Below are 26,713 nucleotides of genomic sequence, written 5' to 3' on the forward strand. Positions count from 1 at the left end.
CTCCGCGCGGGAGGCCACCACCGGTGGGCGCTAGTTCTTCTTCTTACGGACGGTCTTGCTGGTCAGGGTCCAGCTGCGGGACTTCACCGTGTGACGGTGCTTGTCCCGGGCCGTGACCGTGACCTTGAACCGCGTGCCGTCCGGCAGCGGGGCGGACAGGTGGACGGACACCTTGTGGGTGGCCCGGTCGTAGGAGAGGACGGCGGTGACGTGCATCTTCCTGGCGGCCGCGGCCTTCGTGCCCGGCAGGATGGTGACGGTCGCCTTCACCGAGGACAGCTTCGTGGTGCTCGGCAGCGTGGTGACGAGGGCACTGGCCGCGTCGGCGGTGTGCGTCAACGAGGACGCGGTCACCTCCGAGGCGGTGGCCGTCGACAGCTGCGCGCTCGGGTCGTCGGCGGTGAAGACCGGGCCGACCCAGTAGTTCGCGGATCCGTAGGAGCCGGTGGGGAAGCCCACGTCGGAGCCGTACCGGTAGAGCCCGTTGTGGGCCGAGGTGGTGTCGGCGGTCGCCGTGAGCGGGTAGGACTGGTGGGCCGCGGTGAAGTAGCCGCCGTCGACCGCGTAGTTGCCGTTGGGCGCGTGGTAGGAGACGACGTACGGGGTATCGGCGTCGATCGCCACCGCGGTGGCGAAGGTCAGCGTCTGCCAGCCGGTGGCCGTCTCGCCGGTGAAGGTGCCGGAGGCGAGGAGCGTGCCGCCGGCGGACCACAGGCTGCCGGTGTGCGTGCCGGTGTTGCCGGTGCCCTTGTAGAAGCTGACGCCGGTGATCCAGCCGCTCGCCGAGGACTCGAACCGGGTGCCCAGCTCAAGGGAGTTGGAGTCGCCGGTGACATCGGTCGTGCTCGGCACGGTGCTGGAGTTCCACAGCGTGCAGGGGCAGGTGACCGCGGGCGGGGTCGAGCTGGTGGTGAAGCTCCAGGTGACCGGGTCCGCCATCTCGTTGCCCCACAGATCGGAGGCCTGGACGGAAGCGGTGTACGTGGTGTTCAGCGCCAGTTCGGTGGACGGGGTGAAGGTCGCCTGGTTCGACGCGGGGAGCGTCTCCGTCCCCGGCACGGTGTCGCCGTCCGGGTCCTTCACGGTGAACGTCAGGCTGGTGGAGTCGATGGCCGAGCTGAAGGTGGCCGACACCGGGGCCGTGATCGACACGCCGGTCGCCCCCGAGGTCGGCGACTTGGCGGTGACGGTGGGCGGGGTCGTACTGGCCGTCGAGGTGTCGAGCACCACGTCGACCCAGTAGTTGCTGCCCGAGGACGCCGAGGACGGGAAGGCGCTCGTCGAACCGTAGTGGTAGACGCCGTTGCCGCCGTCGGTGCCGGACTGGAGCGCGGTGAGCGGGGCCAGGCCGGCGGCGCTGCTGGAGAAGTAGCCGCCGTCGTAGGAGTATCCGCCGTTGGGGGCGAAGTACGAGGCGACGTAGGTGGTGTTGGCCTTGACGGTCACCGGGGTGGCGAAGTTCAGCTGCTGCCAGCCCGACGCCGTCTCGCCGGTGAAGGTGCCGGTGGCCAGGCGGGTGCCCGAGGCGCTCCACAGGCTGCCGGTGTGGGTGCCGGTGTTGGCGGGGGACTTGTAGAAGCGGACGCCGGTGATCGAACCGGCCACCGTGGTACGGATCTTGACGCCGAGCTCCAGCGAGCTGCCGTCGCCGCCGTTGACGGTGCCGGGCACGGTCGAGGCGGGCCAGATGGTGCACGGGCAGGCCTGCGGGCCGACGGTCACCGGGATGGTGGTGACGGCTCCGATGTTGACGCTGTCGTCCACCGCCCGGACCTTGATCGAGGCCGAGCCCGGGGTGGTCGGGGTCCAGCTGTAGCTCCAGGACGCCAGGCCGGTCGCGGCGTTCCAGGTCGTGCCGCCGTCCGTGGACACCTCCACGCGGGCCACGACGCCGCCGGAGTCGGTGGCGGTGCCGTGGATGGTGACCGGCGCCTGCGCCGGGACGGTGACATTGGCGGCCGGGCTGGTCACGGTGACCGTCGGGCCGGTGGTGTCGGTGGAGGCCGTCGTCTGGACCAGGTTGGACTGGATGCTCAGCGGCTGGACGCCCATGTCGGCCAGGACGTTCACCGTGGCCTGCTGCATACGGGAGTCCTCGGTGACCACCACGTCATCGGGGTCGTACACCGGGATGTTGGTCAGGCCCCACGACCACTGCACGGTCCCCGACCCGAACACCAGGGCTCCGGAGTCCTGGTCGCGGAACTCGACGAGGTTGTGCGTCGCGGTGCCGTTTCCGTACATGTTGCCCCAGTCGAGGCGGTACTTGCCGTCGTTGATGTCCACGGTGGTGGACGACAGGTCGATCTGGCCGGCGGGTCTGGTGCTGTTCTCCAGGTCGCTGTCCCACTCGTAGCCGAGCGTCCCGGTCGGGAAGGTGGCGGTCTGGCTCGAGGTCAGGCTCGCGATCGAGGTGTTGCGCCAGAGCCGGTTCTTGCCGTACGAGCCCGGGACCGTGATCGCGTCGTCGCGAGAGCCGTTCACCTGGAACATGGAGCCGGTGAGGATGTTCGGCGGCTGGTACGTCTGACCGTAGGAGGTGCTGGTCGGGTCCATCCAGGTGCCGGTCCAGGTGCCGCTGGGGTCGGCGATGCCGTTGGACTGCGCCATCTTGGTCATCTTGTAGCAGACCAGGGTCCGGTTGGAGGTGCTGGTGCCGTCGATGCTCGGGGCGAGCCGGGTCTTCCAGAAGACCTCGTTCCCGCTGAAGTAGCCCTGCCGGACCCCGGCCTTCCTGGCCGCCAGGACATTGGTGTACTGACTCTGCGTCCAGTACTCGTCATGGCCCGAGGACAGGTACACCTTGTGGTTCGGCAGCAGGGTGGCGCCGTTCGTCGACACGTCGACGCCGGACAGGTAGCTGACGTCGTAGCCGTTGCGCTCCAGCCAGGACAGCATCATGTACTCGGAGCCGTAGATGCCGTTGTCACCGCCGATGTCCAGCGGCCGGTTGTAGCTCACCTGGTAGGCGCGGCCGTCCGGCGCGGGGCCGGAGCCGCCGTAGAGGTCCTGGCCGCCGTAGTCGTTGTAGGCCTGCCAGGTCTCGTCACTGGTCTGCACGACGATGTCGGAGGTGCTGGAGTCCTTGCGGACGACGAACGGGTACGGCATGAGGCCGTCGCCGTCCGTCTGCGTCAGGTTCGCGATGTACAGGCCGGACACGGCGTCGCTGGGCACCGTCCAGCTCGCGGTCACGGGCCAGTTGCCGCAGTCGACCAGGCCGACGGAGGCGTTGGTGGTGCAGCTCGCGGGGCTCGAGGTGTAGTTGGCGGAATACGTCACCGCCGCCTGGGCCGCGGTCGAGATCTCGCGGGCGCCGTCGCCGCCGTACCAGCCGAGCCGGTAGATCTCGACGTGGTACGAGACCTTGGACTGGACCTTGAACTGGACGGTTTCGCCGGCCTGGACGCTCTCCTTGGTGGAGAAGCCCTTGATGTCGCCGTAGGCGTTGGGTGAGTACCAGTCGGACATGGGGCTGCCCGTCTTGGAGTTCTCACAGACGATGGGATTGCTGCCCGATCCGCAGGGATCGGACGCGTGGGCGGGGACGGCCTGTGGCAGCACCGCCATCACCAACGCTGCTACCACGGCGAGGCGGCCGCCCCGGATCCGTCTGGTCCATCTGTTGTGCATGTGTACCTCTCAGCGGTGCTGTGCGGGACCCGGCCTGGGTGGCCGGGGTAAGGCGGTGAAGCGGGTTGGGGCGTGTGCTGTGGATCTTTCAGCCGTGGGCTGTCGGTGGCCCTCGCGCAGTTCCCCGCGCCCCTCAGGGGCCGTGGCCCTCAGGGGCGCGGGGAACTGCGCGACCAGCCCACAACCGCCCGCGGCTGACGACGGAGGATCGCCGAGGCGACCGGGAACCTCGTCATGCGCGGAGCGCGTGGGTGAGGGTGTCCGCGACGCGTTGCTGCTGATCGGCGGTGATCTGCGGGTAGAGCGGAATCGACAGGATCCGGTCCGCCGCATGCTCGGCGTTCGGGAAGTCGCCCCGGGCGTGGCCGAGATGGCGGTACGCCTCCGTGAGGTGGACCGGCGCCGGATAGTGCACCCCCGCGCCGATGCCCTCCGCGTTGAGCTTGCCGACGACGGCGTCGCGGTCCGCTCCGGAGACCTGGACGACGTACAGATGCCAGACGTGGACGTTGCCCTCGTCCGTCACCGGGAGCACGACCCGCCCGGCGGCCGCGAGGCCGGCGAGCAGTTCGTCGTAGCGGGCGGCGGCGGCCCGCCGCGCGGCGTTGCCCTCGGCGAGGCGGGCCAGCTTCGCCCGCAGGACGACGGCCTGCAGCCCGTCCAGGCGGCTGTTGAACCCGGGTACGTCATGGCGGTACTTGGCGACGCCGCCGTGGTTGGCGATCGCGCGCACCAGGCCGGCCAGCTCCTCGTCGTCGGTCAGCACCGCGCCCGCGTCACCGTAGGCGCCGAGGTTCTTCCCCGGGTAGAAGCTGGTGGCCGCGATCCCGGCGCTGCCGGGGGAGCGGCCGTCGCGGGTCGCGCCCTGGCTCTGGGCGCCGTCCTCGACGACCCGTACGCGGTCCGGCAGGGCCGCCGCCAGGGAGGTCACCTCGGCGCACTGCCCGTACAGGTGCACCGGCACCACGGCCCGGGTGGCCGGGCCGACCGCGTCCAGCGCGGCCTGGGGGTCGAGGAGGTAGCTGTCGGGCAGGCAGTCCGCCAGCACCGGCCGGGCGCCGATCCTGGCCACGGCGCCGGCCGTGGCGATGAACGTGTTGGCGGGCAGCACCACCTCGTCGCCGACGCCGACCCCGCTCGCGCGCAGCGCCAGTTCGAGGGCGTCGGTGCCGTTGGCGACGCCCACGCAGTGCGCGATGCCGCCGAAGTCCGCGTACTCGCGCTCGAACGCCCCCACCTCGTCGCCGCCGACGAACGCGGTGTTGGCCAGGACCCGCTCGAATCCGGCCCGTACGTCGTCTGCGACCTCGGCGTGGGCCGCCTTGAGGTCCACAAGCGGAATCTGGTTCATGAAACCGGTCCCCCCAGTTGTTCGTTCAGTTCGTCCAGCACCGGCGCGGCCGCGGCGCGAAGCCGCCGGGCCGGGTTCCCCGCCCACACCTCGCCCGGCGGCACATCGTGCAGCACCGTGCTCCCCATCCCGATCAGCGACCACGCGCCGATCGCCAGGCCCTCCCGGAGCAGGGCCCCGGCGCCCACGTAGACGCCCCGCTCCAGCCGGGCGCTGCCGCCGAGCCGGACACCGGAGGCGATCGTGGCGAAGTCCGCGACCTCGTCGTCATGGGTGAGGACGACGTGCGGCATCACCGCGACATGGGCGCCCACGCGCACGGCGGCGGTCAGGACGCAGTGCGCGAGCAGGACCGAGCCGGGGCCGATCCGCGAGGTCGCCGACACTGCCGCGGTCGGGTGGACGACGGTGGCGTAGCGGCCCTCGGGCAGGGCGAGGCGGCGGACGAGGCGGGCGCGGGCGGCGTAGTCCCGGGGGCTGCCGACGCAGACCACGGCCTGCGCGTCGGGCAGTTCGTGGACGAGGTCGCAGCCGCCGAGGACGGGCACGCCGTCCACCTCGGTGCCGTGCAGGGCGGGGTTGTCGTCGAGGTGCCCGAGCAGCTTCAGCCTGCCCGCGTCCCGTACGGCCTGGGCGGTCTCGCGGGCGAGGCCGCCCGCGCCGATGATCACCAGACCGTTCATTGCCGTGCCGCCTGTTCGCGGAGCACGGTCACCACACGGTCCTGCTGGGCCTCGGTCATGGTGTGGAACAGCGGCAGGATCAGCGAGTCGCGGCTGATCCGCTCGGTGACCGGCAGCGGAGCCGAGGGGTGGCCCTCGTAGGCGGGTTCGAGGTGCGAGGCCATGATGCCGCGCCGGGCGGAGATCCCGGCCTCGGAGAGCGCGGCGAGCAGGTCGTCCCGGCCGACCGGGAAGTCCTCGGCAGGAAGCACCCAGTAGGACTGGAAGTTGCTCTGCCCGTACGCGGGGTCGCGGACCGGGGTGAGGCCTGGGACGTCCCGCAGCAGCGCGTCGTAACGGGCCGCCAGCTCCCGGCGGCGGGCCACCATCTCGTCGAGCTTGCGGAGCTGGACCAGGCCGATCGCGGCCTGGACGTCCGTCATCCGGTAGTTGTAGCCGACCTCGAGGTAGCTCTCCAGGACAGGCTTGTTGCTCGCGTGGCGCTCCGCCGCCGAGGCGTTCATGCCGTGCTCGCGCAGCCGGCGCAGGCGGGCCGCCCACTGGGCGTCGTCGGTGGTCACCATGCCGCCCTCGCCGGTGGTGACGATCTTGCGGGGGTGGAAGGACCAGGCGCTGATCAGCGAACCCTGCCCCACGGACTTGCCGCCCACCGTCGAGCCGATGGCGCAGGCCGCGTCCTCGACCAGGGGGAGGTCCCAGTCGGCGCAGACGGCGCGCAGGGTGTGCACGTCCGCCGGCACCCCGCCCTGGTGGACGGCGAGGACCGCCTTGGTGCGCGCGGTCCGGACCGCGTCCACGGTGGCCGTGGTCAGGTTGCCGGTGGCGGGGTCCACGTCCGCGAAGACCGGCTCGGCCCCGACGTAGCGCACGGCGTTGGCGGTGGCGATGAACGACAGGGACGGCACGACGACCTCGTCGCCCGGCCCCAGGCCCAGCGCGACCAGCGCCAGGTGCAGGGCGGTGGTGCAGGAGCTGACCGCGATGCCGTGCTCGGCGCCGACCCGCTCCGCGAAGGCCCGCTCGAACTCGGCTACCCGGGGCCCCTGGGCGACCCACCCGGACAGCACCGCGTCGGAGGCCGCCCTGGCCTCCTCCTCGCCGAGCCAGGGGATCATCACCGGGATACGGTCGGCGCTCATCGGGCCGTCTCCGAAGCGCCGGCCGTCTCCGAGGCGTCGGCGGCGCGCTCGGCGCGCCACCAGTCCACCAGGTCCTTCAGGCCCGTACGCAGGTCGATCTCCGCCCGGAAGCCCAGCCGCTCCGCCGCCTGTGAGGTGTCCGCGAGCCGCCGGGTCACCCCGTTCACCGAGCGGGCCGGGCCGTGCACCGGCTCCAGGCCGTCCGCGCCCATCGCCTCCAGCAGGCCCAGCGCCAGCTCGCGCAGGCTGGTCTCGGTACCGCTGGCGATGTTGAACACCTCGTCGGTGAGGTCGGACTCGGCGGCGAGCACATTGGCCCTGGCGATGTCCCGGACGTCGACGAAGTCCATGGTCTGGGTGCCGTCGCCGAGGATCAGCGGCGGCTCACCCGCCGCTATCCGCTCCATCCAGCGGATCAGCACCTCGGTGTACAGGCCGTGGATGTCCATCCGGGGGCCGTAGACGTTGAAGTAGCGCAACGCCACATAGTCCAGGCCGTACATGGCGTGGAAGCTGCGCAGCGTGCCCTCGTTGAAGGCCTTCGCCGCGCCGTAGAACGTGTCGTTGTTGTACGGGTGGTGGCGCTCGGTCGTCGGGAAGGTCTCGGCCAGCCCGTAGACCGAGGCCGAGGACGAGGCGATCACCTTGCCCACCCCGGCCTGGGCCGCCGCCTCCAGCACGTTGAAGGTGCCGTCGACCATGACCTCGTTGGCGAGGCGGGGCTCCTCCGCGCACTGGGTGATACGGATCGCTGCGAGGTGGAACACCAGGTCCGCGCCCTCGGTGACCTTCCGTACGGTGGCGGCGTCGCGGATGTCGCCCTCGACGACCTCGACGACGCCGCTGGGCAGGGCCTTGGCGAGGTTGGCCATGCGCCCGCGCACGAAGTTGTCGAGCACCACGATCTCGCGGGCGCCGCCCTCGGCCAGGAGGTCGACGAGGTTGGAGCCGATAGTGCCCGCGCCCCCGGTGACCAGGATCTTCTTGCCTCGTACGCTGCTCAACTGAACTTCCCTCACTGAATCGGTCATGTCGTCAATGCCTCGTCGACGCCTCGTCATCGCCCGGCGCGAAGGCCGACGACGGCGCCACGGAATTCCAGGCTCCGGGACGCCGCCTCAAGAATGTCCAGCACCCGCAGACCCGCCCGTCCGTCCGTCAGCGGCGCCCGGCGCTCGCCGATCGCGTCGGCGAACTCGTCGACCATGCTGCGCAGCGCTTCCTTCTCGCCGATCGCGGGCGCGATCATGTCCCCGGACCGGTACGAGACGAGCATGTCCCGGCGCTCGTCCGCGCCGATCTCCTGGGGCGCCGCCAGGTCCACCCCGCGGTCGAAGATCGCCACGCGCTGCGCGGGGTTGAGGTCGTCCCAGATCAGCGTGCGCTTGGAGCCGCCGACCATGGTGGTCCGCACCTTGGTCGGGGACAGCCAGTTGACGTGCACGTGGGCGATCGCCCCGGTGTTGAGCTGCAGCGTCAGATAGGCCACGCAGGCCTGGCCGGCGCCGATCGGGTCGGCCCCGTGGGCGGCGACGGCGACCGGCTCGACGTTGTCGGGGAGGATGAAGTCCAGGATCGACAGGTCGTGCGGGGCCAGGTCCCACATGACGTCGATGTCCTTCTGGACCAGCCCGAGGTTGATCCGGACCGAGTCGATGAAGTGGATCTCACCGAGCTCCCCGGAGCGGACCAGCTCACGGATGCGGCCCACCGCGGGCGTGTAGCAGTAGGTGTGATCGCACATCAGGGTGAGCCCGCGCTGCTGCGCCTCGTCGACCAGGCGCATCCCGTCCGCGTAGGTCGCCGCGAGCGGCTTCTCCACGAGTACGTGCTTTCCCGCGCGCAGGGCGGCCAGGGCGATGTCGAGGTGGGTGCCGGCTGGCGTGGCCACGGCTACGGCCTGCACGGACGGGTCGGCGAGCACCGCCGCGTAGTCCGAGGTGGCCTGGACCGTGGAGTAGCCGCCGAGCACCCGCTGGGCCCGGTCCACGTCGAGGTCGCACAGCCACCGCAGCCGGAACCGGGGGCTGGACTGGAAGTTGCGGACGAGGTTGGGCCCCCAGTAGCCGGCGCCGACGACCGCGACCCCCAAGGGCTCCGCCGGTATCTCCGTCACAGTGCTGTTCTCCCCTTTGTCCTTCTGGTCGTTCTGGTCCTTCTGGTTCTTCGCGTGCATCAGTAGGCCCCCGTTCCCCGTACCACTGCCGAGCCGGTGCGCATCAGGATCAACAGGTCCAGGCTCACCGACCAGTTGTCCACGTATCCGAGGTCGAGCCGGACCGCCTCGTCCCACGGCAGGTCCGAGCGCCCGCTGACCTGCCACAGCCCGGTGAGGCCGGGCTTCACAAGCAACCGGCGCTTGACCTCCGGCGTGTACTCCTCCACCTCCTCGGGCAGCGGGGGGCGCGGGCCGACCAGCGACATGTGACCGGTGAGCACATTGATCAGCTGCGGCAGTTCGTCGAGCGAGTACTGCCGCAGAGCCGAGCCGACCCGGGTGATCCGGGGGTCCTTTTTCATCTTGAACAGCAGGCCGTCGCTGTTCTGGTTGAGGTGCGCGAGCTCCGCCCGGAGCTGCTCGGCGTCCTGACGCATCGTGCGGAACTTCAGCATGGTGAAGTGATCGCCGTACCGGCCCACCCGCGGCTGCCTGAACAGCGCGGGCCCGGAGCTGTCCAGACGGACGATCACCGCGATCAGCAGCAACAGCGGCGACAGCAGCACCAGCAGCGCCGCGGCGAGCGTCCGGTCCAGCAGTTCCTTGGGCAGCCGGGAGATCCGCGACAGGTTGGGCGCCTGTACGCGCACCAGCGGCACCCCGTTGGTGGGCCGTGCGGCCAGCCGGGAGGCGGCCACGTCGGACAGCATCGGGGCCAGCAGGAAGTCGGCGCCGTGCACGGCCGCGGTCCACGACATCCGGCGCAGCACGGCCGCGTCGAACTCGGGCGCGGGCAGCACCACCACGGTGTTGCTCCCGGTGGCCCGGATGATCTCGGACATGTTGCCGACGCCGCCGTGGACGCGAAGCCCCAGCTTGCGGATGGCCGGCGCGTTCTCCGGGTCGGTCAGGCACGCCCCGGCGACCCGCAGATCGTGTACGCCGCCGCGCCGTAGCACCGCGGCCAGGTCCGCGACCCCGCGCGACGGCCCGACCAGCAGCGTGGTGCTCCGGCCGCGTCCCTGCGCCCAGCGTCTGTGCAGTTGGCGGCGCAGCGCGTACCGGCCCAGCAGGGCGATCGCGGCGGCGGGACCCGCCGCCAGCATCATGTCGTGCATGAGTCCCGAGCCCATGAGCCCGGAGACCATGACCCCCGAGTCATCGGCGAACAGCCAGTACGCGACCGCAGCCAGCGCCGGAAGCGCGACCGCGCCGCGCAGCACCCGCCGGTACTCCTCGGTCCCCAGGCCCAGGGCGCTGCGGTCGTAGGACCGGTAGGCGCACATGGCGACGATCCACGTCGGCGGCAGCACGAGGGCCACGGCCCAGCGGCCGTAGGCTCCGTGGATCACGGACGCGGCGACCGTGGCCGCCAGGCCGTCAGCGACCAGCAGGACTATCCGGTACTTGCGCTCCCAGCGTTTTCGGCGAGCTTCCGGAGTCCTGTGTTCCACAACGTGCAGCTCATGCGTGACCTGCTCAATGGTCATGCCCCCCCCACCACATGCTCGGCTACCCCTGACCGAACGAATTTCGGGCATACGGCCGCAAGTCCGTAGTCCGTGTTGAATCAGCGCCGATGTGTCGTCCGCACAGCGGCACTTGAAGAGAAGAAAGCTTCGGCGGTTCCCCACCGCCGCAAGCTCACTGGTCGTTGCCCACTACATGTTTCGCAAACGTGCCAAAACATCGCATCTAACGGTCAGTCAGAGGCATTTGCCCCTCCCAAACCGGTCCGGCGACGCTCAATCTAGACCACGCGCCTCAGTCCCGGGAACAGTTGGGCGAAACACGCGCCGCAACAGTACGATTAACGCCATACTGCCTCCGTGACGAGCATCGTGATCCCGGCCCACAACGAGGCACAAGTCATCGGCCGGCTCCTCGACTCTCTTCTGGCCGACTCCTCCGAGGAGGAGACCGACATCGTGGTTGTATGCAATGGCTGTACGGATGACACCGCGCAGGTCGCCGCCGCCCGCGGCGCCCGGGTCCGGGTGGTCGAGATCCCCGTCCCCTCCAAGCACGCCGCCCTGCGCGCGGGTGACGAGCACGCCCGCGGCTTCCCCCGCCTGTACGTGGACGCCGATGTCGTGATCGCGAGCGCGGACGTACGGGCCCTGGCCGAACCCCTCAACAATTCACCGGGCGTTCTCGCCACCGCCCCCGAGCGGCGGCTCCCGCTGGCCGCCTGCGCATGGCGGGTGCGCGCCTACTACCAGGTGTGGCAGCGGCTGCCGGCGGTGCGCGAGGGCCTGTTCGGCCGGGGCGTCATCGCGGTCTCGGAGGCGGGCCACGCCCGGATCGCCGCACTGCCCCCGCTGATGGCCGACGACCTCGCCGCGTCGCTGGCGTTCGCACCCGGTGAGCGGCTCGTGGTCGGCTCGGCGGGCGTCGTCGTCCATCCGCCGCGTACGTGGTCCGACCTGATCAAGCGACGGATCCGGGCGGCCGTCTCGACCGCGCAGGTGGAGAGCCGGCAGCGGCAGGGGGAAGCGCCGGAGGCCTCGGCGCGAACAAGCACGGCGGATCTGCGAGCGATACTCGGCAAGGAGCCGAGGCTCTTCGCCGCTGTCGTCGTCTTCGTCGCGGCGGCGGTCGTCGCCCGGCGCAAGGCCGCAAAGGCCATCCAGGCACAGGACTTCGGCACGTGGCTACGGGACGAGAGCAGCCGGCAGGGCTGATCGGTATCGGCCGGAAACGTACCCATGGTCAGCGGCGTCCACCAGCAACTACAGTCCTGCGCATGTTCGAGTACGAATGCGACATCACCGGCTTCCGGAGACCCTGATCATGTATCTCGCGGACCGTTCCGCCCCCAAGGATCCCCTGACGGGGCGCAGTTCCGCGCCAGCGGCCGTCGCCCCCGTGGTCTTCGCACTCGGCGCGGTCAGCCTGATCACCGACATCTCCTCGGAGATGGTCACCGCGGTCCTGCCGCTCTATCTCGTCACCCAACTCGGCTTCAGCCCACTGGGCTTCGGCACTCTCGACGGCGTCTACAACGGCGTCAGCGCCCTGGTCCAGCTGACCGGCGGTCACCTCGCCGACCGGGCGCGCAACCACAAACTGATAGCCGGTCTCGGCTACGGCCTGTCCGCCCTGTGCAAACCCCTGCTGCTTCTCGTGACCGGCCTCGGCCCGCTGACCACCGTGCTCGCGCTGGAACGCACCGGCAAGGGCCTGCGCACCGCCCCGCGCGACGCGATGATCTCCCTGTCCACGCCGCCGGAGCGCCAGGGCCGGGCCTTCGGCGTACACCGCGCGATGGACACCACCGGCGCCATGCTCGGACCGTTGGCCGCCTTCCTGATCCTGCGCGCGGCGGTCGACGGCTACGACGCCGTCTTCGGCGTGAGCGCGTGCGTCGCGGCACTCGGCGTACTGGTGCTGGTGCTGTTCGTACCGGGGAAGCAGCGCGAGGCGGGCGGCAAGAGCAAGCCGCCGGTCCACCCCCGCGAAGCACTCGCCCTGCTCCGCCTGCCCCGCCTGCGCGCACTCGCCGGCTGCGCCGCGCTGCTCGGCCTCACCACCGTCAGCGACGCCTTCGTCTACCTGCTGCTGCAACGCCGCGCGGGCATCGGCGAGGAGTGGTTCCCCCTGCTGCCGCTCGGCACCGCCGCCGTGTTCCTGCTGCTGGCCGTCCCCGTCGGCGCGCTGGCCGACCGGATCGGGCGGCGCGGCGTGTTCCTCGCCGGGCACCTCGGGCTCCTCACCGCCTACGCCCTGCTGCTCTGGGCCCCGGCCACACCGGCCCTGCCGTACCTCGTGCTCGCCCTGCACGGCACGTTCTACGCGGCCACCGACGGCGTGCTCCCGGCGGCGGTCGGCGACATCGTGCCCGAGCAGTTGCGGGCCAGCGGCCTCGCCATCGTCGGCACCAGCCAGGCGCTGGCCCGCTTCTGCTGCTCGCTGGCCTTCGGCGCCGCCTGGACCCTGTGGGGCGACACCCGGGCGCTGGCCGGCTCGGCGGTCGGCCTGCTGTGCTGCGCGGCGGTGGCGGGCCTGGTGCTGCGCCCGACGGGCGGCGGAACCCGATGACGAAGCTCTCCACAGCCACAAGAACCACAAGGATCCAGATGACACCGCTCCGCCGCCGCCTGCTCATACTCGTCACGGCGGTGCTGCTCCTCGCGGGCGTGGGCACCGGGGTGGTCCTGCACGCCGCCTCCCGCGCAGCCCGGGAGAACCGGCCCCAGGCGGGCGGACCCTCGGTCAGCTCCGGCAAGGTGACGCTCACGCAGAAGGGCCGGCTGACCTTCGTCAACGCGGCCGCCGGCCCGCAGCGCACCGCTGTCGCCTCGGTCCCCTCCACCGATCCCGAGGCCGGGCGGACCGCCTCCGGCCTGAAGTGCGTGCGCTTCTACGCCGCCGCCGGCACCGGCATCTGCCTCCAGTCCGTCCCCGGCGTCCTCAAGCAGAGCAACCGGGCCCTCCTCCTGGACGCCAACCTCCGTACGCTGCACACCTTCCCGCTCGCCGGGACCCCCAGCCGGGCCCGGGTCTCGCCCAGCGGCCGCTTCGTCGCCTGGACCGTCTTCGTCTCCGGCGAGTCCTACTCCTCCGCCTTCTTCTCCACCCGGACCTCCGTCCTGGACACCCGCACCATGAAGCTCACCCCCAGCCTGGAGACGTTCTCCATCACCCTGGACGGCAAGCCCTACAAGGCCTCCGACGTCAACTTCTGGGGCGTCACCTTCGCCACCGACGACGACACCTTCTACGCCACCCTCAACACCGCCAGCCACACCTACCTCGTGCGCGGTTCCCTCTCCCGGCGCACCGTCACCACCCTCATCCAGAACGTCGAGTGCCCCTCCCTCTCCCCGGACGGCACCCGCGTCGCCTTCAAGAAGCGGGTCCTCTCCCGCACCAACCTCTGGCACGAGTACGTCCTCGACCTGCGCACCCTCCACGAGACCGCCCTCGCCGAACGCCACAGCGTCGACGACCAGGCCACCTGGCTCGACAACGACACCGTCGCCTACGCCCTCCCCACCGACGGCAAGGTGGGCAGCACCGACCTGTGGAGCGTCCCCGCCGACGGCACCGGCACGCCGCGCCTGCTCATAGCGGGCGCGTCGTCCCCGGCGCCGCTCTGATTTCAGCCCGTCCGGCGATTGAGGACAGGCGCAGCCGGCGGGCTGCGCAACCCGACGAACGCCTCCGGCCGCAGCGCTAGCGCGCCACGTACGGCAGCAGCGCCATCTCCCGCGCGTTCTTGATGGCGCGGGCCATCTGCCGCTGCTGCCGGGCGCTGATGTGGGTCACCCGGCGGCTGCGGATCTTGCCGCGGTCGGATATGAACTTCCGCAGCAGGTCGGTGTCCTTGTAGTCGATGTACGTGATCCTGGCCGCGTCGAGCGGGTTGACGCGCTTCTTCGGTTCGTTCTTGCCGGCGCGCAGGCGCTTCATCGTCGGTCTCCTTCAGGTCGTCACATGGTCGACGGGCTCCAGCAGCCCGTCGAAGGCGTGCGGCAGCCTCATCCAGGCGCCCGGGCCGCCCGCGTACTCCTCGTCGGTGAGCAGGCACGCGTCGAGCAGTTCGAACAGCACCTCGCGGTCCAGGCCGGGGGAGGTGAAGGTCAGGTGCTGCGCGCGGGCGCCGTGCTCGGGGTGCCAGTCCAGGGCCGCCGCGACCCGCCGCATGGGTGGTACGAGGTCCCAGGCGGCGTCCGGGAGCGATGCGAGCCACGGGCCTGCCGCCTCCACGCACAGGGCCCCGCCGGCCGCGTCCCAGGCGAGCATCGTGTCGGGCCGGTCGGCCAGCCAGAAGCGGCCGCGGCTGCGGGTGGCGGCGCAGGTGATGTCCTCAAGTGCCGTATACAACCGCTCCGGGTGGAAGGGGCGGGTCCGGTGCCATACGGCGGTGACCACGCCGTGCTCGTCCGCTTCCTGTGGGAGCAGCGCGCACGCGGGGTGCTGGCGGGCGGCAGCGGCGGCCACGTCGAAGCCCCCGATGGCGGTGGCGAGCTCGCCGGAGCCGATGGTGACCCGGCGGGCGGTGGGATGCAGCTGTCCGAGGAGCGCGGAGTCGGCCGGATCGTGGTCGTGGTCCCCCTCGGTGCGGGTGACCGCGAGCACGGGTGCGTACTCCAGCTGTCGTGCGAAGGTGTCGGCGACCGTGCGCTCGTCGCTGCGCGCCGCCGCCAGTCCGGTCTCCAGCAGGTCGTCGCCGCAGGACAGATATGGCAGCACCAGGGCCGGGTCCACCGCCGTGACCACGGCCGCCACGCTCAGCCCCGCGGAGGCGATCACCTCGGCCATCGCCTGCGGCTCGACCGAGTCCCACAGCTCCACGACGGCCAGCGGGGTCTCGCTGACCTCCGCCAGCCGGAGCAACTCGGGCACCAGGTCCTCGCGCAGCGCGCAGCACGCGCAGTCGTTGACCAGCGGGGTCTCGCCGCTGTCCAGCAGCCCGGCGGTGTCGAACACCGTACGCCGGACCGTGCCCGTCGCCGCCGCGTCGGCCAGGTCGTGGTAGAGGCCCACCGCCCCGGGGACCGTGCGCAGCAGCTCGTCCATCGCCTCGCGGCGCGCGTCGGCGTGCAGGCCGCAGACGATCGCGACCCGGGTCCGTGCCGGTGTCATCGCTCCTCCCGGAAGTCCACATGCCGCCCTGCGACGGGGTCGTACTTGCGCAGCACCATCCGGTCCGGGTCGTTCCGGCGGTTCTTGCGGGTGACGTAGGTGTAGCCGGTCCCTGCGGTGGACCGGAGCTTGATGATCGGACGCAGTTCGTTGCGGGCCATGGCCACACCGTACACCAAACTGGTTTTCATTTTCATCTAGCTGCTACGCTGCTCCGCATGTCAGCTCACTGCCAATTGACCGGCCGCAAGCCCGGCTTCGGCCACGCCATCTCCCACTCCCATGTCCGCACCAAGCGCCGCTTCGACCCCAACATCCAGCGCAAGCGCTACTGGCTGCCCGGCGAGGGGCGTTACGTGCGCCTCACCCTCAGCGCCAAGGGCATCAGGACCGTCGACACGATCGGCGTCGAGGCCGCCGTCGCCCGCATCCGCGCCCGAGGGGAGAAGGTCTGATGGCCAAGGCGAGCAAGATCGCGAAGAACGACCGGCGCCGCCTGGTCGTCGCCCGCTACGCCGCCCGCCGCGCGGTGCTGAAGGCCCTCATCGCCAACCCCCGTACCCCCGGTCCCGAACGCTCCGCCGCCCAGGCCGAGCTCCGACGCCAGCCCCGCGACGCCAGCCCCACCCGCCTGCGCAACCGCGACGCGGTCGACGGCCGCCCGCGCGGCACCTTCCGCAAGTTCGGCATCTCCCGGGTCCGGCTCCGCGAGATGGCTCACGCCGGGCAGCTGCCGGGAGTCAGGAAGAGCAGCTGGTAGGCCGGGGTTACGCGGCCGCTACGGCGCCGGCAGCGACGGCGGGGACACCGCATCCGACTCGTCCTTGAGGGCGACGCCCGTGAGGCGGAGCTCGCGCGCCCGGAGCATGAGGGCGGCGAGCTTGCGCGCGGCCTCGGTGTAGGAAAGGCCGAGCGGGGGCCGGATGTTGGACAGGCAGTTGCGGTCGGCGTCGGTGGTGCGGCCGGGGCGGGGGTCGTATGTGAGGTAGGCGCCGAGGGAGTCCGCCGCGGACATGCCGGGCCGTTCGCCGATGAGGACGACGACCATCGCGGCGCCCATGGCGTGCGCGATGTCGTCGCCGAGGGCGACGCGGGCCTGTTCGGCGAGGACGACGGGGGCGGTGCGCCAGCCGGGGAGGAGGGCCGAGGTCTCCCAGAGGACGGCGGCGGCGTGTTCGTGGACGGCGCGGCTGGAGAGGCCGTCGGCGATGACGAAGACGAGGTCCCAGTCGCCGCGCGGGAGGCGGGCGCGGTCGGCGTCGGCCAGCTTCCGGCCGAGGTCGGGGCGCTGGAGGTAGGTGAGCCGGTCGGGGGCGGCGCTGTGGACGCGTACGGTCGGGACGCCGGTGAGGGAGGCGGCGACCACGTCCGCGTCGAAGGGGGAGTGGACGGCGTCGCGGGCGGCGGCGTGGGCGGCCTGGAGTTCGAGGCGGTGCTGCGTGGGGAGCGCCGAACCCGCGCGGCCGAGGCCGATACGGGCCTGGGTGTGGCGGCGCAGGGCGGCCCACATGGTGGCGTCGGTGGCCTCGGCGACGAGCTGATGTTCCGTCATGCGGCCAGCTCCTTGAGGGGGTGGGCGGTGCCGGTGAGGTCGCGTATGCCGCCGTGGTCGTCGAGCAGGCCGATACGGTCGAGCCAGGCCTCGAACTCGGGGGCGGGGCGCAGCCCGAGCACTTCGCGGACGTACAGCGCGTCGTGGTACGAGGCGGACTGGTAGTTGAGCATGATGTCGTCGCCGCCTGGGGTGCAGATCACGAAGGACGCGCCCGCCACGCCCAGCATGGTGAGCATGGTGGCGATGTCGTCGTCGTCCGCGTCGGCGTGGTTGGTGTAGCAGATGTCCAGGCCCATCGGCAGGCCGAGCAGCTTGCCGCAGAAGTGGTCCTCCAGAGCGGCGCGCAGGATCTGCCGGCCGTCGTAGAGGTACTCGGGACCGATGAAGCCGACGACCGTGTTGACCAGCAGCGGGTCGTAGCGGCGGGCGACGGCGTACGCGCGCGCCTCCACCGTCTGCTGGTCGACGCCGTGGTGGGCGTCGGCGGACAGCGCGCTGCCCTGGCCGGTCTCGAAGTACAGGGCGTTGCTGCCGACGGTGCCCCGGCCGAGCTCGCTCGCGGCGGCGTGGGCCTCGTCGAGGAGGCCGAGGGTGACGCCGAAGGAGGCGTTGGCGGCCTGGGTGCCGGCGATCGACTGGAAGACCAGGTCGACGGGGGCGCCGGCCTCCATCAGGCCGATGCTGGTGGTGACATGGGACAGGACGCAGGACTGGGTGGGGATGGCGTAGCGCTGGATCACCCCGTCGAGGAGTTCGAGGAGATCGCGTACGGCCTTGGGGCTGTCGGTGGCCGGGTTGATGCCGATGACGGCGTCCCCGGAGCCGAGGAGGAGGCCGTCCAAAAGGGCGGCGGCGACACCGGCGGGGTCGTCGGTGGGGTGGTTGGGCTGCAGACGGGTCGAAATGCGCCCCGGCAGGCCGATGGTGGAGCGGAAAGCGGTGACGACCCGCACCTTGCGGGCGACCGCGACGAGGTCGGCGTTGCCCATGAGCTTGGAGACGGCGGCGGCCATCTCGGGAGTGATCCCGGGGGAGACGGCGGCCAGAACGTCGGCGTCGGCGGCCGCCGAGAGCAGCCACTCGCGGAACTCGCCGACCGTGAGCCCGGCGACCGGGGCGAAGGCGGCGGCGTCGTGCGTGTCGATGATGAGGCGGGTCACGTCGTCGTCCTCGTACGGGATGACCGGCTCGGCGAGGAACGTGGCGAGCGGCACCTCCGCCAGGGCGAGACGGGCCGCGACCCGGTCCTGCGCGGACTCGGCGGCGAGCCCGGCCAGCCGGTCGCCGGAGCGCTCGGGGCTCGCGGCGGCGAGCAGCCGGGCCAGGTCGGCGAAGCGGTAGCTCCGGCCCCCGAGGGTTGCGGTGTAACCGCTCATATGTGTGGTGCTCCGTTCTGCATGTCCCAGCTCTCGACCGTACGAGCGGCCGGAGGGGGCGGTCCATGCACGGACGGAGAGTTAACACAGTCGTTCCTTTCCCAGGTGGCGTTGACCCAGAGTTAACACCCAGACCAGCAAAACGACGCATTTGGGCTGCCAGTATTCCGATTCGCAGGACGCAACATGACCCACATGGCGAAACATGGAGAGGGGCCACCCGATGGCAGTACAAGAGGGCGTAGCCCCGGCGGCACCGTCGGCGTCCGAGACGCCTCACCGGCTGGCCTCCGGCGCGCTGGGACTTCCCGGCGTCATCTTCTGCATCGTCACGGGCGCGGCGCCCATGACGGCGATGCTGTTCAACGTCCCCGTCGCCGTGATGGGCGCGGGATATGGTGCGCCCGCGGCGTTCCTGCTGGCCACGGTCGCGCTGACGGTCTTCTCCGTCGGATACATCGCGATGAGCCGCCGGGTGACCTCCGCCGGTGGCTTCTACACCTTCGTCACGCGAGGCCTCGGCCGGATCCCGGGCGTCGGCTCCGGCGTGCTGATCGCGCTGTGCTACATGCTCTTCTCCGCCTCCGTCATCGGTGTGATGGGCTACTTCGCGGCGACCAGCATCGACTCGTGGTTCGGGGTGGACATCCCCGTGTGGGTCTACATGTTCGGGGCGCTCGCGCTCATGTCCCTGCTCGCCTGGTTCCACATCGAGCTGACCACCAAGGTCCTGGGCGTCTCGCTCGTCGCTGAGGTCCTGGCCCTGGTCATCCTCGCGGTCGGCATCTTCGCCCACGGAGGGGCGGACGGCCTGTCCGCCAAGCCGTTCAACCCGGCCGAGGTCTTCGGCAACAGCAGCGCCTCCCACACCTTCGGTGCGGCCGCCGCCGGTGTCGCCCTCTTCGCCGCCTTCTGGTCCTGGGTCGGCTTCGAGATGGCGCCCAACTACGCGGAGGAGTCCCGCGACCCGCACCGCATCGCCAAGGCCGCGACCTACGGCTCGGTGATCGGCCTCGGCATCCTCTACATGTTCGTCTCCTACGCCTTCGTCTCCGGCTGGGGCCTGAACGGGGCCGCCGAAGCGGTGAAGAAGCAGTTCGCGGGTGACATCGCCTCCGCCTTCTACCCGCTCGCCGAGACCTTCGTCGGCCACTGGCTGGTCGTCATGTTCCAGGTGCTGGCCATCGTCAGCCCCTTCGCCTGCGCCATGGCCTTCTACAACACCGGCGCCCGCTACCTGTTCTCGCTGGCCCGTGAGGGCGTCGCCCCCGCCCCGCTGGCCAAGACCTCCAAGCACCACAGCCCGGCCGCCGCGTCGATGACCGTCACCGGCCTGGTCGGCCTGATCGTCCTCGGCTTCACCGTCTACGACAGCAGCACCGAGGGCGCGCTCCTCAAGCTGGGCACCTGGGCGCCGCTGATGGGTGTCTTCGGCATCCTCGGGGTGCAGGCCCTGACCTCCTTCGCGGTCATCCGGTACTTCCTCACCACCGCCCGCGACGGCTTCCACTGGTTCACCACCCTGGTCGCCCCGATCATCGGCGCGGCGGCCATGATCGGCGCGATGTACCTCCTCATGGAGAACCGCCCCGCGCTGTCCGGTGACGCCGAGGTGCCGTTCATCAAGTACCTGCCCGAGGCCGTCGTCCTGATGTTCCTGCTCGGCGTGGGCATCGCCCTGTGGCTGCGGGCCCAGAAGCCCGCCCAGTACGAGGTCCTGGGCCACTTCGAGCACGCCGACCCGGTCGACGCGGTCTGATTCAGTCGCTGCAGGTAAGGGGCCCCGCCATTCGGCGGGGCCCCTTACCGTTGCCCTTACCCTTGTCCCTTGTGTCCACTCTGCAAGCCGCCCTCGCCGACCTCCTCGACGGGCTGCCGCCCGGCCGTGCCGCCCAGGCCGTCGACCGGCTGATCGCCACGTACCGGGGGCGTACGCCCAGCAAGAGCCCGATCCTGCGCGACCGCTCCGACGTCGCCGCCTACGCGGCCTACCGGATGCCGGCCACGAACGCGGCCGTCCGGGCCGCCCTCGCGGAGTTCCGCGACCGGGCGGGCGACTGGGCCCCGGCCGACCACCTGGACGTCGGCGGCGGCACCGGCGCCGCGACCTGGGCGGTCGGCGATGCCTGGGCCGGGGGCGCGCACCGCAGCACGGTCCTGGACTGGTCCGACGCCGCGCTCGACCTGGGCCGCGAGCTCGCCGCGGGCGCGGAGTCCGCGTCCGTACGCGACGCGCAGTGGCGCAAGGCGCCGCTCGGCGGCGGGGCCCGGCTCCCCGAGGCCGACCTCGTCACCATTTCCTACGTCATCGGCGAGCTCGCCCCTCCCGACCGCACCGCGGTCATCGCCGAGGCCGCCCGGGCCGCCCGTGGCGCGGTCCTCGTCGTCGAGCCCGGCACCCCCGACGGCTACGCCCGCGTCCTTGCCGCCCGCGACCAGCTCATCTCCGCCGGGTTCGCCGTACTGGCCCCCTGCCCCCACGACACCGCCTGCCCCGTGGAAGCCCCCGACTGGTGCCACTTCGCGGCCCGCGTCAGCCGCTCCTCCCTGCACCGCCAGGTCAAGGGCGGCTCCCTGCCCTACGAGGACGAGAAGTTCAGCTACGTCGCCGCCGCCCGCTTCCCGGCCGCGCCGGCCGCCTCGCGCATCGTGCGGCACCCCCAGATCCGCAAGGGCCAGGTCCTGCTCGACCTCTGCACGGCCGAGGACGGGCTGCGGCGCGAGACGGTCACCAAGCGGCACGGCGACGCGTACCGCGCCGCCCGCGATGCGGACTGGGGCGACGCCTGGCCCACGGACTCCTGACCTACAGCCAGCCGAACCGCCGGAAGGCCCGGTACGCGGTGAAGGACAGCACGGCCGTGACGCCGAGCATCAGCGGGTAGCCGTACAGCCAGCGCAGCTCCGGCATGTGCTTGAAGTTCATCCCGTAGAAGCCGGCGATCATGGTCGGGATGGCGAGGATGGCCGCTCCGGCGCTGATCCGCCGCATGTCGACGTTCTGCTGGACGGCGAGCTGGCTGAGGTTGGCGGCGAGGAGGCCGTCGACCAGCTCGCTGTAGCCGGAGAGGCGCTCGCGGACCTGGGTGAGGTGGTCGGCGACATCGCGGAGGTAGCGGGCGATCTCGGGGCTGACGAAGGGCAGCGGTTCCTCGGCGAGACGCTGGAGGGGACGGGCCATGGGCTGGACGGCGCGCTTGAACTCGATGAGTTCGCGCTTGAGCTGGTAGATGCGCTCGGCGTCGTCGCCGTGGCCGGGGGAGAAGACATCGGCTTCGAGCTGCTCGACGTCGAGTTCGACCGCGTCGGCGACATCGAGATAGTCGTCCACGACCTGGTCCGCTATGGCGTGCATGACGGCCGCCGGGCCCTGGGCGAGGACGTCGGGCCGCCCTTCGAGCGACTTGCGCACGCGGCCCAGCCCGGGGGCGCTGCCGTGCCGGACCGCGACGACGAAGTCCGGGCCGACGAACAGCAGGATCTCGCCGGTGTCGACGACATCGCTGGTCGCGGTGAGCTTCTCGTGCTCGACGAACACGATGGTCTTCAGGACCAGGAACAGCGTGTCCCCGTACTGCTCCAGCTTGGGCCGCTGGTGGGCCTTGACGGCGTCCTCGACGGCGAGCGGGTGCAGCCCGAAGGCGTCGGCGACCTCCGCGAGGTGCTCGATGTCCGGCTGGTAGAGGCCGATCCAGACGAAGCTGCCGGGCCGCTCGCGGGCGTCCTTCATGGCCTCGCGCAGCGGCAGCGTGGCCTGGCGCACGCCGTCCTCGTACAGGGCGCAGTCCACGACGACGTCGTCGGTGCACTTGCGCGGGGCGGGCGGCGCGGGGGCATCCGTCCAGCGGGCGCGCGGGCGCCGCCGCATCCACTGCCGCCCGGTCGTCGTCGTGTCGCTCATACCGTTCGTACTGCTCGTACCGCTCATACCGCTTGTTCCCTTTCGAGCACGGCCATCGCCGCATTGTGCCCCGGGATGCCGCTCACCCCGCCGCCGCGGATCGCGCCCGCGCCACAGACAAGGACGTTCGGGCGGGCGGTCTCGACTCCCCACCGGCCGGAATCATCGTCTCCGTACGGGAACGACAGGTCACGGTGGAAGATGTGCCCGCCCGGCAGCCCCACCTCGCGCTCCAGATCCGCCGGGGTCTTCGCCTCGATGCAGGGCCGCCCGTCCGGGTCCAGCGCCAGGCAGTCCGTGATCGGCTCGTCCAGCACCGCGTCCAGCTGCGCCAGCACCGCCTTGAGCAGCGCGTCCTTGCCCGCCGACAGGCGCGCCGGGATGTGCAGCCCGAACAGCGTGAGCGTCTGCATCCCGCGCGCCGCCAGCTCCGGGGCCAGGATCGACGGGTCGGTGAGGCTGTGGCAGTAGATCTCCGACGGCGGCTCGGCCGGGATGGCGCCGCCGGCGGCCTGGTCGTACGCGGTCTGCAACTGCCTGTACGACTCCGCGATGTGGAACGTCCCGGCGAACGCCTCGCGCGGGTCCACCGTCGTGTCGCGCAGCCTCGGCAGCCGGTTCAGCAGCATGTTGACCTTCAGCTGCGCGCCTTCCGGCTTCGGCGGAGCCTGCTCGCCCAGCAATCCGGCAAGCGCATGCGGCGAAGCGTTGACCAGGACGTACCGGGCGCCCACGGTGCCCGTGCCTGTGCCCGTCGTGTCGCCGTCATACGTCACTTCGGCGACGGCGCCGTCGGTCTCGATATCCGTCACCTCAGCCCCGGTGACGATCTCCGCGCCCGCTGCGCGTGCGGCGTCCGCCAGGGCGTCCGTCAGCGCGCCCATGCCGCCGACCGGCACGTCCCAGTCCCCGGTGCCGTTGCCGATCACGTGATACAGAAAGCAGCGGTTCTGGAGCAAAGACGCGTCATGCGCATGCGTGAAAGTGCCGATCAACGCGTCCGTCAGCACGACGCCCCTGACGAGGTCGTCCTCGAACCGCGCCTCGACCGTCTCTCCCAGAGGCCGTTCGAACAGCGCCGACCACGCCTCCGCGTCGTCCACGATCCGCTCCAGCGCGGCCTTGGACGGCAGCGGGCCGGTGAGGGTGGGAAACACGCGCTGCGCAACGCGGTGCGTCATCCCGTAGAAGTCCTGCCACGCCTCGAAGTCCCGGTCCGAGCCCGTGAGCCGCACAAAGCTCTCCCGGGTCCGGGACGCGGACTCCGAGTCCACCAGCAGACCCCCGTCGCCCTTGGGCGTGTACGACGAGATCCGGCGGCGGCGCGTCTCGAAGCGCAGGCCCAGATCGGTGACGATCCGCTTCGGCAGCAGGCTCACGAGATACGAGTACCTGGACAGCCGCGCGTCCACCCCCTCGAACGCCCGCGTGGAGACGGCCGCGCCTCCGGTGTGGTCCAGCCGTTCCAGGACCAGGACCGAACGGCCCGCCCGGGCGAGATAGGCGGCGGCGACCAGACCGTTGTGGCCGCCGCCGACGATGACTGCGTCGTATGCGGTGCGTAGGGGCATGAGCCCCTTAGTACCACGAGTGTCAGTCGCGGAGTTCCAGCGTGCAGCACTTGACGCTGCCGCCGGCCTTCTGCAGCTCGGACATGTCGACGCCGACCGGCGCGTAGCCGCGCTCGCGCAGCGGCTTGAGGAGCCCCGTCGCGGCGGCCGGCACCAGCACGTTCTGCCCGTCGCTGACGGCGTTGAGGCCGAACGCCACCGCGTCCTCGCGGGACGCGATGAGCGCGCCGGGGAAGAGGCGGGCCAGGACGGCGCGGCTGCCGGGGGAGAAGGCTTCGGGGTAGTACATGACGTCGTCGCGCTTGGCGGACAGGACGCACAGGGCCGTGTCGAGGTGGTAGAAGCGGGGGTCGACGAGCTCCAGGCCGATCACCGGGCGGCCGAAGTACTCCTGGAGTTCGGCGTGCGAGCGGTGACTGCTGCGGAAGCCGCGGCCGGCCAGCAGCCAGCTGCCGGTGACCGCGAAGTCGCCCTCGCCCTCGTTGATGTGCCGGGGGTCGTGGACGGCGGCGTAGCCGTGGCCCAGGAACCACTCGCGGTGGGCCGGGGCCTCGGCGGTGCGTTCGGCGTTGGCGAAGCGGGCGCCGAAGACCCGGCCGTCCAGGACGGTGGCGCCGTTGGCGGCGAACACCATGTCGGGCAGGCCGGGCAGCGGCTGGAGGATCTCGACGGTGTGCCCGAGGGAGCGGTAGCGGTCGCGCAGGTCCTCCCACTGGAGGAGCGCGAGGGCCGGGTCGACCGGTTTGGTCGGGTCCATCCAGGGGTTGATCGCGTAGGTGACGCGGAAGTAGGTGGGCGGGCACATCAAATACCGTCGGGGTGTGATCAAGGAGGGCTCCGCTGGATCCGGGGGATGCTTCGTGCCACATGGTGGACCTGTTGCGGCCCCGATCGGACGCCGCGCGCCGCATTACGGACGAAAATCGCCCCCGCACCCCGTCCGGCCCATGCGTAGGGTGTCGGCATGCCAGAATTCGACGAACTGCTGCCCGAAACCCGCCGTGCCCTGCACCACAGCATCGCGGTCGGCCAGGCCGAGGGCCGTACGCCGTCGCTCGTGGGCGCGGTCGTGCGGGACGGCCGGGCGGTGTGGACCGGGTCCCGGTCCTGCGTGGACGGGCACGCCCCGGACGTGAACACGCAGTACCGGATCGGCTCGATCACCAAGACCTTCGCGGCGGTGCTGGTCATGCGCCTGCGCGACGCGGGGCGTCTGGACCTCGACGACCCCGTCGGCAAGCACCTCGGCGGGCAGTCACCGGCGGCCGCCGACGGACTGACGATCCGTCAACTCCTCTCCCACACCGCGGGCCTGGCCGCCGAGACCCCCGGCCCCTGGTGGGAGCGCACCCCCGGCGACCTGCGGCCCGAGCCGGCCGACGTGGTCGGCGAGCGCCTCCACCCCGCCGGGCAGCGGTTCCATTACTCCAACCCCGGCTACGCGCTGCTAGGCACGCTCGCGCAGACGCTGCACAACGCCCCCTGGTACGAGGTCCTGCGGAGCGAGGTGCTCCAGCCGCTCGGCATGCCGCGTACGACGCTGCTGCCGCAGGCCCCGCACGCGGGCGGCTTCGCGGTGCACCCGTACGCCGATGTCATGCAGCCGGAGGTGGTCGAGGACACCGGAATCATGGCCCCCGCCGGGCAGTTGTGGTCCACGGCCGCCGACCTGTGCCGCTGGGCCGCCTTCCTCGGCGGGGCCGGTGACCCGGCGGCGGTGGTCCTGAGCCCCGACACCCTCGCCGAGATGCGCCGCCCGGCCGCCCCCGACGGCTCCTACGGCCTCGGGCTGCAGCTGCTGGCCGCGAACGGCCGCTCCCTCGCGGGCCACACCGGCTCCATGCCGGGCTTCGTCGCCGGCCTGTGGACCAGCCCCGACGACGGCCTCGCCGCCGTCGCCCTCGCCAACGCCACCTCAGGCACACCGGCCGGCACGATCGCCGCCGGTCTGCTGGGCATCGTCGCCGACCGCGAGCCCGCCATCCCCCAGCCCTGGCGGCCCTCCTCCGACCCCGACCCCGAGCTTCTCGCCCTCACCGGCGCCTGGTTCTGGGGCACCGCCCCCTACACCCTCCACCTCCGCGCCGGCCGCGCCCTGGAACTGCGCCCCGCCTCCGGCTCCGGCCGCGCCTCCCGCTTCCGCCCCGCCCCCGACGGCACCACCTGGACCGGCCTCGACGACTACTTCGCCGGCGAAACCCTCCGCCCCGTCCGCGCCCCCTCCGGCGCCCCCACCCACCTCGACCTCGGCACCTTCATCCTCACCCGCACCCCCTACGACCCCACCGCCCCCATCCCCGGCGGCACCCACCCCGACGGCTGGTCGGTCACGCTGTAAGCGGCCCCCTCTCTTTGCCGTCCTCGCACCGCGGCCCCTTCTTTTTTGCCGTCCTCGCACCGCTTCGCGGGCTTCGGCCGGCTGCGCCGGACTCCGTCCGTCGTGCCGGGGTGCGGTCAGGCGGTGAGCGGCCCCTTCTTTTTGCCGTCCTCGCACCGCTTCGCGGGCTTCGGCCGGCTGCGCCGGACTCCGTCCGTCGTGCCGGGGTGCGGTCAGGCGGTGAGCGGGAACTCCCGGCCGAGGTCGGCGAAGAGCCGGGTATTGAGCGCGAACGCGCCCCGGCATTCGTCCACGACGCGCTGCTTCTCCAGGTCGTCCAGCGGCAGCGCGTCCAGCCACCCTCAGGCCCCCTCTCTTTGCCGTCCTCGCACCGCTTCGCGGGCTTCGGCCGGCTGCGCCGGACTCCGTCCGTCGTGC

The 26,713-nt window shown here is 71.6% G+C and carries 23 protein-coding genes and 1 pseudogene; 8 read left to right on the plus strand and 16 right to left on the minus strand.

Going from position 1 to position 26,713, the window contains the following annotated elements:
• Positions 1-30 precede the first annotated feature (30 nt).
• The 7 genes from OG607_RS33455 to OG607_RS33485 form a co-directional block, all read right to left on the minus strand.
• Complete coding sequence (locus OG607_RS33455; protein WP_405731342.1) at positions 31-3,633, minus strand: DUF4082 domain-containing protein; 3,603 nt, start codon at positions 3,631-3,633, stop codon at positions 31-33.
• A gap of 232 nt (positions 3,634-3,865) precedes the next feature.
• Complete coding sequence (locus tag OG607_RS33460) at positions 3,866-4,984, minus strand: DegT/DnrJ/EryC1/StrS family aminotransferase (protein ID WP_405731344.1); 1,119 nt, start codon at positions 4,982-4,984, stop codon at positions 3,866-3,868.
• A complete protein-coding gene (locus OG607_RS33465) occupies positions 4,981-5,667 on the minus strand; it encodes an acetyltransferase (protein ID WP_405731346.1) in 687 nt (228 codons plus the stop codon). The genes OG607_RS33460 and OG607_RS33465 overlap by 4 nt, the downstream gene beginning before the upstream one ends.
• Positions 5,664-6,806, minus strand: coding sequence for a DegT/DnrJ/EryC1/StrS family aminotransferase (locus OG607_RS33470; RefSeq protein WP_405731348.1), 1,143 nt, complete (start codon positions 6,804-6,806; stop codon positions 5,664-5,666). The genes OG607_RS33465 and OG607_RS33470 overlap by 4 nt, the downstream gene beginning before the upstream one ends.
• Entirely contained in the window at positions 6,803-7,810 is a 1,008-nt protein-coding gene (locus OG607_RS33475) for an NAD-dependent epimerase/dehydratase family protein (RefSeq protein WP_405731350.1), read from the minus strand. Before OG607_RS33475 ends, OG607_RS33470 begins: the two co-directional genes overlap by 4 nt.
• Positions 7,811-7,863: 53 nt before the next feature.
• On the minus strand, positions 7,864-8,982 hold the full coding sequence (locus OG607_RS33480; protein ID WP_405731352.1) for a Gfo/Idh/MocA family protein: 1,119 nt from the start codon (positions 8,980-8,982) through the stop codon (positions 7,864-7,866).
• Positions 8,982-10,454: a sugar transferase gene (locus OG607_RS33485; RefSeq protein ID WP_405731354.1), complete on the minus strand. Its 1,473-nt coding sequence runs from the start codon at positions 10,452-10,454 to the stop codon at positions 8,982-8,984. The genes OG607_RS33480 and OG607_RS33485 overlap by 1 nt, the downstream gene beginning before the upstream one ends.
• 339 nt (positions 10,455-10,793) lie before the next feature.
• On the opposite strand from OG607_RS33485, the gene OG607_RS33490 reads away from it, so the two are divergent.
• The 3 genes from OG607_RS33490 (at position 10,794) to OG607_RS33500 (ending at position 14,066) form a co-directional block, all read left to right on the plus strand.
• A complete protein-coding gene (locus OG607_RS33490) occupies positions 10,794-11,648 on the plus strand; it encodes a glycosyltransferase (protein WP_405731356.1) in 855 nt (284 codons plus the stop codon).
• A gap of 109 nt (positions 11,649-11,757) precedes the next feature.
• Positions 11,758-13,005, plus strand: coding sequence for an MFS transporter (locus OG607_RS33495; protein WP_405731358.1), 1,248 nt, complete (start codon positions 11,758-11,760; stop codon positions 13,003-13,005).
• 38 nt (positions 13,006-13,043) lie between these two features.
• Positions 13,044-14,066, plus strand: a complete 1,023-nt coding sequence (locus OG607_RS33500) for a TolB family protein (protein WP_405731360.1) — start codon at positions 13,044-13,046, stop codon at positions 14,064-14,066.
• Positions 14,067-14,142: 76 nt separating this feature from the next.
• On the opposite strand, the gene rpsR is transcribed toward OG607_RS33500, so the two are convergent.
• The 3 genes from rpsR to rpmG are packed head-to-tail and all read right to left on the minus strand — an operon-like array spanning position 14,143 to position 15,716.
• The gene (gene rpsR, locus OG607_RS33505) at positions 14,143-14,379 is read right to left on the minus strand and encodes a 30S ribosomal protein S18 (protein ID WP_405731362.1); all 237 of its coding nucleotides are present in this window, start codon (positions 14,377-14,379) and stop codon (positions 14,143-14,145) included.
• Positions 14,380-14,391: 12 nt separating this feature from the next.
• Positions 14,392-15,555 carry a CobW family GTP-binding protein gene (locus OG607_RS33510; protein WP_405731363.1) on the minus strand — a complete coding sequence of 388 codons (1,164 nt, stop codon included), beginning with the start codon at positions 15,553-15,555 and terminating at the stop codon, positions 14,392-14,394.
• On the minus strand, positions 15,552-15,716 hold the full coding sequence (gene rpmG, locus OG607_RS33515; protein ID WP_405731365.1) for a 50S ribosomal protein L33: 165 nt from the start codon (positions 15,714-15,716) through the stop codon (positions 15,552-15,554). Before rpmG ends, OG607_RS33510 begins: the two co-directional genes overlap by 4 nt.
• Positions 15,717-15,773: 57 nt before the next feature.
• Here rpmG and rpmB point away from each other — a divergent pair, with 57 nt between their 5' ends.
• A complete protein-coding gene (rpmB, locus tag OG607_RS33520) occupies positions 15,774-16,010 on the plus strand; it encodes a 50S ribosomal protein L28 (protein ID WP_405731367.1) in 237 nt (78 codons plus the stop codon).
• On the plus strand, positions 16,010-16,315 hold the full coding sequence (rpsN, locus tag OG607_RS33525; RefSeq protein ID WP_405731369.1) for a 30S ribosomal protein S14: 306 nt from the start codon (positions 16,010-16,012) through the stop codon (positions 16,313-16,315). Before rpmB ends, rpsN begins: the two co-directional genes overlap by 1 nt.
• Positions 16,316-16,333: 18 nt before the next feature.
• Here the strand turns inward: rpsN and eutC are convergent, their stop codons facing one another.
• Entirely contained in the window at positions 16,334-17,107 is a 774-nt protein-coding gene (gene eutC / locus OG607_RS33530) for an ethanolamine ammonia-lyase subunit EutC (protein ID WP_405731371.1), read from the minus strand.
• On the minus strand, positions 17,104-18,486 hold the full coding sequence (gene eutB / locus OG607_RS33535) for an ethanolamine ammonia-lyase subunit EutB (protein WP_405731373.1): 1,383 nt from the start codon (positions 18,484-18,486) through the stop codon (positions 17,104-17,106). The genes eutC and eutB overlap by 4 nt, the downstream gene beginning before the upstream one ends.
• Before the next feature lie 223 nt (positions 18,487-18,709).
• Between eutB and OG607_RS33540 the strand changes: the two genes are divergently transcribed.
• Together OG607_RS33540 and OG607_RS33545 are read left to right on the plus strand one after the other, a co-directional pair.
• A complete protein-coding gene (locus tag OG607_RS33540) occupies positions 18,710-20,245 on the plus strand; it encodes an APC family permease (protein ID WP_405731375.1) in 1,536 nt (511 codons plus the stop codon).
• A 71-nt stretch (positions 20,246-20,316) separates the two neighbouring features.
• On the plus strand, positions 20,317-21,291 hold the full coding sequence (locus tag OG607_RS33545; RefSeq protein ID WP_405731377.1) for a small ribosomal subunit Rsm22 family protein: 975 nt from the start codon (positions 20,317-20,319) through the stop codon (positions 21,289-21,291).
• A gap of 1 nt (position 21,292) precedes the next feature.
• On the opposite strand, the gene OG607_RS33550 is transcribed toward OG607_RS33545, so the two are convergent.
• The 3 genes from OG607_RS33550 to ddaH are packed head-to-tail and all read right to left on the minus strand — an operon-like array spanning position 21,293 to position 24,763.
• Positions 21,293-22,414, minus strand: coding sequence for a magnesium and cobalt transport protein CorA (locus tag OG607_RS33550; RefSeq protein WP_405731379.1), 1,122 nt, complete (start codon positions 22,412-22,414; stop codon positions 21,293-21,295).
• Positions 22,411-23,958: a phytoene desaturase family protein gene (locus OG607_RS33555; protein ID WP_405731380.1), complete on the minus strand. Its 1,548-nt coding sequence runs from the start codon at positions 23,956-23,958 to the stop codon at positions 22,411-22,413. The genes OG607_RS33550 and OG607_RS33555 overlap by 4 nt, the downstream gene beginning before the upstream one ends.
• A gap of 22 nt (positions 23,959-23,980) precedes the next feature.
• Positions 23,981-24,763: a dimethylargininase gene (gene ddaH, locus OG607_RS33560; RefSeq protein ID WP_405737218.1), complete on the minus strand. Its 783-nt coding sequence runs from the start codon at positions 24,761-24,763 to the stop codon at positions 23,981-23,983.
• A gap of 159 nt (positions 24,764-24,922) precedes the next feature.
• On the opposite strand from ddaH, the gene OG607_RS33565 reads away from it, so the two are divergent.
• Complete coding sequence (locus tag OG607_RS33565; RefSeq protein ID WP_405731382.1) at positions 24,923-26,296, plus strand: serine hydrolase domain-containing protein; 1,374 nt, start codon at positions 24,923-24,925, stop codon at positions 26,294-26,296.
• A gap of 212 nt (positions 26,297-26,508) precedes the next feature.
• On the opposite strand, the pseudogene OG607_RS33570 reads toward OG607_RS33565, so the two are convergent.
• Positions 26,509-26,634 (minus strand): annotated as a pseudogene (locus tag OG607_RS33570) (biliverdin-producing heme oxygenase); the annotation flags it as partial.
• Between the last annotated feature and the right edge of the window lie 79 nt (positions 26,635-26,713).

This window comes from Streptomyces sp. NBC_01537 (assembly GCF_045040445.1).
Lineage (GTDB): Bacteria > Actinomycetota > Actinomycetes > Streptomycetales > Streptomycetaceae > Actinacidiphila.